Below are 7,005 nucleotides of genomic sequence, written 5' to 3' on the forward strand. Positions count from 1 at the left end.
ACACACATATCATCACCACGAGAGTTTTCACCAATAACTTGACCTTCGTAAATTTCAGCATTTGGTTCTACGAAAAACTTACCTCTATCTTGTAATTTATCAATAGAATAAGGTATTGCTTTTCCTTTTTCCATAGAAATTAACGAACCTTTGTTACGTCCAGAGATTTCTCCTTTATACGGTTCATATCCTATAAAACGGTGAGCCATAATAGCTTCACCTGCAGTAGCAGTAAGTAATTGGTTACGTAATCCAATAATTCCACGAGATGGAATATTGAATTTTATAATCATACGTTCCCCTTTAGTTTCCATACTTAACATTTCACCTTTACGTAAAGTTACAAACTCTACAGCTCTACCTGATAAACTTTCCGGTAAATCGATAGTTAATTCTTCAATTGGCTCACATTTAACACCATCAACTTCTTTGATGATAACTTGTGGTTGTCCAATTTGTAATTCGTAACCTTCTCTTCTCATAGTTTCAATAAGTACCGATAAGTGTAATACACCACGTCCAAAAACCATGAATTTATCTGCAGAATCCGTCTCACCCATTCTCATGGCTAAGTTTTTCTCTAGCTCTTTTTCTAATCTTTCTCTAATATGACGAGACGTTACAAATTTACCTTCTTTTCCAAAAAATGGTGAATCGTTAATTGTAAACAACATACTCATTGTTGGTTCGTCAATTGCAATAGAAGTTAAGGCTTCAGGGTTTTCAAAATCTGCAATAGTATCACCAATTTCAAATCCTTCAACACCAATAATCGCACAGATATCTCCAGCAATTACACTTTCTACTTTCTTACGACCTAAACCTTCAAAAGTGTGTAACTCTTTAATTTTTGATTTTGTAATAGTACCATCACGTTTTACCAACGAAATATTCATTCCTTCTTTTAATTCGCCTCTTTCTAATCTACCAATCGCGATACGACCTGTAAATGCTGAGAAATCTAAAGATGTAATTAACATTTGAGGTGTCCCTTGTCCAACATTTGGAGCAGGTACGTGCTCGATAACCATATCTAATAATGCTTCAACATTATCTGTTACATTTTCCCAATGGTCAGACATCCAGTTATTTTTAGCTGAACCATAAACTGTTGGGAAATCTAATTGTGCTTCTGTAGCGCCTAATTCGAACATTAAGTCGAATACTTTTTCGTGAACTTCTTCTGGCGTACAGTTTTCTTTATCTACTTTATTAATAACTACGCAAGGTTTTAAACCTAAATCAATCGCTTTTTGTAATACGAAACGCGTTTGTGGCATTGGTCCTTCAAAAGCATCTACTAACAAACATACACCATCGGCCATGTTTAATACACGCTCTACTTCTCCACCAAAATCGGCGTGACCAGGCGTATCAATAATGTTAATTTTAGTTCCTTTATAAGAAACAGAAACGTTTTTAGAAGTAATTGTAATACCTCTTTCACGCTCTAAGTCGTTATTATCTAAGATTAAATCTCCAGTATTTTCGTTATCACGGAACAATTGACAGTGATACATAATTTTATCAACCAATGTAGTTTTACCGTGGTCAACGTGGGCAATAATTGCAATGTTTCTAATAGATGACATATATTCTTTTTTTGAAAGTGCAAAGGTACGTTTATTATCTTGATATTCAAACAACTATTCATTTAGTTTACATTTTAATAAATTTTGAAGTAAAATGTTTCATTTTCAATATACTAACCTCAACATATTATGTTATAATTTATAATTGCGTTGCCTTCGAGAACCTCAGGCAACAGATAAATAAAGGATAATAAACAAAAAAAGTCCTGATTTTCATCAGGACTTTTAAATTATCTTAAGTTACTATTATAATTTAGCAACTAATCTTGTTAACTTAGATTTTAAGTTTGACGCTTTATTAGCATGAATAATGTTTTTCTTAGCTAATTTGTCAATCATTGAAATAACTACAGGTAATTTCGCTGCAGCTTCTGCTTTTACAGTTGCTAAACGAATTGCTTTAATTGCATTACGTGTCGTTTTGTGTTGGTATTTATTCAATACTCTTCTTTTCTCGTTGCTTCTAATTCTTTTTAAAGCTGACTTATGATTTGCCATTTTTTTATATTTTAAATGTAAATAACTATTTTATGCATTAGTAGAAAAATAAGAAAAGCCTCCCACAATTGATTTTAAAAACCAATCACTTCAGTTTTAACTAACAAAACAAGTAAAGGAGACACCAAAACCGATTTCGTAAAACCATTTCAAAACTAATTTGTAGTCCGTAGGGGAATCGAACCCCTCTTACCAGGATGAAAACCTGGCGTCCTAACCGATAGACGAACGGACCAGTAACTGATTTAATGTTTCAGTAAAAACAGTGTAGTCCGTAGGGGAATCGAACCCCTCTTACCAGGATGAAAACCTGGCGTCCTAACCGATAGACGAACGGACCATTACATTTCCGTAATGCGAGTGCAAAAATACAACTATTTTTTATTTGTGCAATACCTAATGTGAAAATTTTCAGTTTTTTTGAAAACCTCCGTTAAATGCTTAATTTATAAGACATTTTTGAAAATAGAAATTCAAAATCTAAATTTCCAAATCGTAAATCGTAAATCGTAAATCTTAAATCGCTTAATACGCTTTTGCGAATAAAACCCTTCCTTTTGATGGTGCTCCAGAGAAAATACAAACGCCGGCTTCTTCTACTCTATCTAAAGGAATACATCTAATCGTTGCTTTGGTTTCCTCTTTTATTTTCTCTTCGGTTTCAGCAGTTCCATCCCAATGCGCAGAAACAAAACCTGTTTTGTGTTCTAAAACATCTTTAAATTCAGCATACGAATTCACTTCTGTAGTATGTTCAGTACGATAATCTATAGCTTTATTAAATAAATCTTTCTGAATTTGCTCTAATAAATCTTGAATATAGGTTACAATTCCATCAGCTGGTTTTACTTCTTTAGTTAAAGTATCTCTTCTTGCTACTTCAAAAGTTCCGTTTTCTAAATCTTTCGGACCAATAGCAATACGAACAGGTACGCCTTTTAGTTCCCATTCTGCAAATTTAAATCCGGGTTTTTGAGTGGTTCTGTTATCAAATTTTACAGAAATATTAAGTTTTTTGAATTGTGCAACTAAACCATTTGCTACTTCAGAAATACGTTCAAATTCTTCGTCAGTTCTAAAAATCGGAACGACAACTACTTGAATTGGCGCTACGTTTGGTGGTAAAACCAGTCCATTATCATCCGAATGTGTCATTACTAAAGCACCCATTAAACGAGTTGAAACACCCCAAGATGTTCCCCAAACATATTCTTGTTTTCCTTCTTGATTGGTGAATTTTACATCAAATGCTTTGGCAAAATTTTGACCTAAAAAGTGCGAAGTTCCAGCTTGTAATGCCTTACCGTCCTGCATTAGAGCCTCTATACAATACGTTTCATCTGCTCCAGCAAAACGTTCTGTTTCTGTTTTTAATCCTTTTACAACAGGAATCGCCATAAAATTTTCAGCAAAATCAGCATAAACGTGCATCATTTTTTCTGATTCTTCTAATGCTTCTTCTTTTGTTGCGTGTGCGGTATGTCCTTCTTGCCATAAAAATTCGGCGGTTCTTAAAAACAAACGCGTTCTCATTTCCCAACGCACTACATTTGCCCATTGGTTAATTAATAAAGGTAAATCTCTATAAGATTGCACCCATCCTTTATAAGTACTCCAGATAATAGCTTCAGATGTTGGTCGGACAATTAGTTCTTCTTCTAACTTAGCATTTGGATCCACCATTAATTTACCTGGTTTATCTGGATCGTTTTTTAATCTATAATGAGTAACAATAGCACATTCTTTTGCAAAGCCTTCTGCGTTTTTTTCTTCCGCTTCAAACATACTTTTTGGCACAAATAATGGAAAATATGCATTACTATGACCGGTTTCTTTAAACATTTTATCTAATTCAGCCTGCATTTTTTCCCAAATTGCATACCCGTATGGTTTAATTACCATACAACCTCTTACCCCTGAATTCTCAGCTAAATCAGCCTTTACGACCAATTCATTATACCAAGCAGAATAATCTTCGCTTCTAGTTGTTAAATTTTTACTCATTTTTATAATATTGGCACAAAATTTGTTTAATTTGTATTACTTTAGTGGTACAAAACTACTTAATTTTGTAAAGACCAACAATAAAAATTTATACATATGAAAACAAATCGCATTTTTCAGCAAAAAACACTTAGATTATTAAGTCTATTTGTTGGTGCAATCACAGTAGTAAGTTGTGGTTCGTACCAAAATTCGTCGTATTATGATGATGATGGCGTGTATGGTCCTGATAATTCAGAAAAAGCAAAACGAGTTGTGCAAAACGAAACCAGTTCAGGTTCTTATAGCAATGCTTATGCACAACAATTTAAAAGTATGAAAGAAGATTTTGGACCTACAGAAGTATTAACGGATGTAGACAACTATAAATCAGCACCCGACACGGTATATGTTCAAGAAAATGGAACTAGATATGGTGGATGGGGTGAAAACCCAACCAACAATAATATTGTAATTGTAAATGATAATTGGGGTTGGAACAACTGGGGTTGGAACAACTGGGGAATGAACGGATGGGGTTGGAATGGCTGGTATGGCAATAACTGGGGAATGAACGGTTGGGGATGGAATGGCTGGTATGGTAACAACTGGGGAATGAACGGTTGGGGTTGGAATGGCTGGTATGGTAACGGTTGGGGCTGGAATGGCTGGTATGGCAATAACTGGGGAATGAACGGTTGGGGCTGGAATGGTTGGTATGGTGGTGGCAGAAATGTGGTAATCAATAACGGACCTCGTGGTGGCTATATAAATAATAATGGTAATTCTGGAAGACTAACTTCTGGAAGAGTTGGAAATAGTATTGGAAGCCCAAGAACTCAAATTGGTCAAACAAGAGGAAATTCAATCGGTACACCTAGAACTCAAACTTCAGAGCCGAGAACTTTTACTCCAAGAGGAAACACAAATACAGGAACGCCTAGAGCACCTATTTCTGATCCAAGAACTTATAATCCGAGAGGAAACACCAATACTGGAACTCCGAGAACACAAACCTCTGAACCTAGAACATACACTCCAAGAAATGAAACCCCTAGAAGTGAAGCGCCAAGAACAATATCTACACCTAGAAGTTCCGACTTTGGTGGCGGAAGAAGTTCAGGAGGATTTGGAGGAGGCGGCTCTACTGGTGGAGGCGGAAGATCTGGCGGCGGTGGTCGTGGAGGAAGATAATAAACAAATTGAAAAAATACCTGCTTGAAACTTTCAGGCAGGTTAAAAATATAATTTTAAACATATGAAAAAGATACTATTTTCTTTATTAATAGGAAGTGCTTTTACTGTTAGCGCACAAGAAACTACTATGTCTGATGCATTACGTTACGGCATACAAAATTTAAATGGTACTGCCAGATACAGAGCAATGGGTGGTGCATTTGGTGCTGTTGGAGGCGATTTGTCAGCTATAAATAGTAATCCAGCTGGGTCATCTATTTTTAATTACAATCAAGCCACAATATCCCTTTCTAGTTTCAATAAAAGCAATACAGCTAATTATTTTGGAACAAATACTAAATCAAACGATAATTCTTTAGACATTAATCAATTGGGTGCCGTATTTGTTTTTAATGATAATCAAGCAAAAAGTGGATGGAAAAAATTTGCTTTAGGGTTGAATTATGAAAACGCTAATAATTTTGATGACTTTATTGTAAGTGAAGGTACAAATCCGTTCAACTCAATGGACAGTTATTTTTTACGATTTGCAAATGCTAGAACGGGTAATATTGGAGGAAATTATTATGAAGATTTAGATTTCATTGACCAACAAGCCCTTTTAGGTTACGATTCGTATCTGATTGATTATGACTCCGCAACTGATAATTATTATACCAATGTACCAGGTGGAGGAAAATATTTTCATAAAAATACTATACAAGCCAAAGGTTATAATGGGAAATTTACTATGAACTTTTCTGGCGCTTACGAAGATAGATTATATGTAGGTATGAATATGAATTTTCATTTTACAGATTATTTAAGATCTTCCTCTTTGTACGAAAGCAATTTAAATGCTTTTTATACTACTGGATTTAGCATTGACACGGCACGTTTCAACAACGAATTGTATACATACGGTTCTGGGTTTTCTATGAACTTTGGAGCCATTTATAAAGCGAATCAAAACATCAGATTAGGATTGGCATACGAAACACCAACTTGGTATCGCTTAAATGATGAATTAACACAAAGCATTTCTACAAATTATTACAATGCTACAAATACAACTATGAATCAGGCATTCGTAAATCCAAATTCTGTTAATGTATATCCAACCTATAAAATTCAAACACCTAGTATATTAACAAGCAGTGCTACTGTTTTATTTGGTAAAAAAGGATTGTTAAGTGTGGATTATATTTCAAAAAACTTTGCAAAAACACAATTTAAACCTAATAGCGAAATTATCTTTAGTACTTTAAATATGCAAATTAAAAATGAACTTCAAGATAGTTATGAACTACGAATTGGTGGTGAATACAAAATAAAACAATGGAGTGTAAGAGGTGGGTATCGTTTTGAACAAAGTCCTTACAAAGTAAAAACCGCTTTTGGTGATGTAACAAGTTATTCTAGTGGTTTAGGATATAATTTCGGAAATTCTAAATTAGATATTTCGTATACTAACGAAAATCGTGAAAGAACAGAAGCTTTATTAACTTCTGGCTTAAATGATACGGCAAGAATTAAAAATAAAAACAATAATGTCACTTTAACGTATGTGGTAAATTTTTAAATCACATACAAATATTTCACAAATGTCGCTTTGCTTCAAGTTTAGCGACATTTTTTTATTAATTTTGCACCCTGAAACAAAACAAATACTATGAGAACCAAGTCTTTAAAGAAAAATAAAATCAACGTCATTACCTTAGGTTGTTCTAAAAACGTATATGATAGTGAAGTTTTA

General features: G+C 34.1%; 5 protein-coding genes and 2 tRNA genes. 2 read left to right on the forward strand and 5 right to left on the reverse strand.

From position 1 onward, the window contains the following. The 5 genes from typA to proS all read right to left on the reverse strand — a co-directional run. A partial coding sequence (gene typA, locus ABWO04_RS09040) for a translational GTPase TypA (RefSeq protein ID WP_353079325.1) occupies positions 1–1,592 on the reverse strand: 1,592 nt, incomplete at its 3' end. A 246-nt stretch (positions 1,593–1,838) separates the two neighbouring features. After that, complete coding sequence (rpsT, locus tag ABWO04_RS09045) at positions 1,839–2,090, reverse strand: 30S ribosomal protein S20 (RefSeq protein ID WP_353079327.1); 252 nt, start codon at positions 2,088–2,090, stop codon at positions 1,839–1,841. Between the two features lie 163 nt (positions 2,091–2,253). Next, positions 2,254–2,325: transfer RNA gene (locus tag ABWO04_RS09050), tRNA-Glu, on the reverse strand. A gap of 33 nt (positions 2,326–2,358) precedes the next feature. Beyond that, positions 2,359–2,430, reverse strand: a tRNA-Glu gene (locus ABWO04_RS09055). A 185-nt stretch (positions 2,431–2,615) separates the two neighbouring features. After that, positions 2,616–4,094 (reverse strand): proline--tRNA ligase, encoded by a 1,479-nt coding sequence (proS, locus tag ABWO04_RS09060; protein ID WP_353079329.1) that lies wholly within the window; start codon positions 4,092–4,094, stop codon positions 2,616–2,618. A gap of 96 nt (positions 4,095–4,190) precedes the next feature. Here proS and ABWO04_RS09065 point away from each other — a divergent pair, with 96 nt between their 5' ends. After that, positions 4,191–5,267, forward strand: coding sequence for a hypothetical protein (locus ABWO04_RS09065; RefSeq protein ID WP_353079331.1), 1,077 nt, complete (start codon positions 4,191–4,193; stop codon positions 5,265–5,267). Between the two features lie 64 nt (positions 5,268–5,331). Further along, complete coding sequence (locus ABWO04_RS09070; RefSeq protein WP_353079333.1) at positions 5,332–6,831, forward strand: OmpP1/FadL family transporter; 1,500 nt, start codon at positions 5,332–5,334, stop codon at positions 6,829–6,831. The last annotated feature ends 174 nt before the right edge of the window (positions 6,832–7,005 follow it).

This window comes from Flavobacterium sp. (assembly GCF_040382755.1).
In the GTDB taxonomy this organism is placed as follows: Bacteria; Bacteroidota; Bacteroidia; order Flavobacteriales; family Flavobacteriaceae; genus Flavobacterium.

Bases quoted from the DNA above. Each gene is read 5' to 3' on its own strand.
- rpsT (WP_353079327.1), bottom strand. From the start codon at position 2,090: ATGGCAAATCATAAGTCAGCTTTAAAAAGAATTAGAAGCAACGAGAAA.
- proS (WP_353079329.1), bottom strand. From the start codon at position 4,094: ATGAGTAAAAATTTAACAACTAGAAGCGAAGATTATTCTGCTTGGTAT.
- ABWO04_RS09065 (WP_353079331.1), top strand. From the start codon at position 4,191: ATGAAAACAAATCGCATTTTTCAGCAAAAAACACTTAGATTATTAAGT.
- ABWO04_RS09070 (WP_353079333.1), top strand. From the start codon at position 5,332: ATGAAAAAGATACTATTTTCTTTATTAATAGGAAGTGCTTTTACTGTT.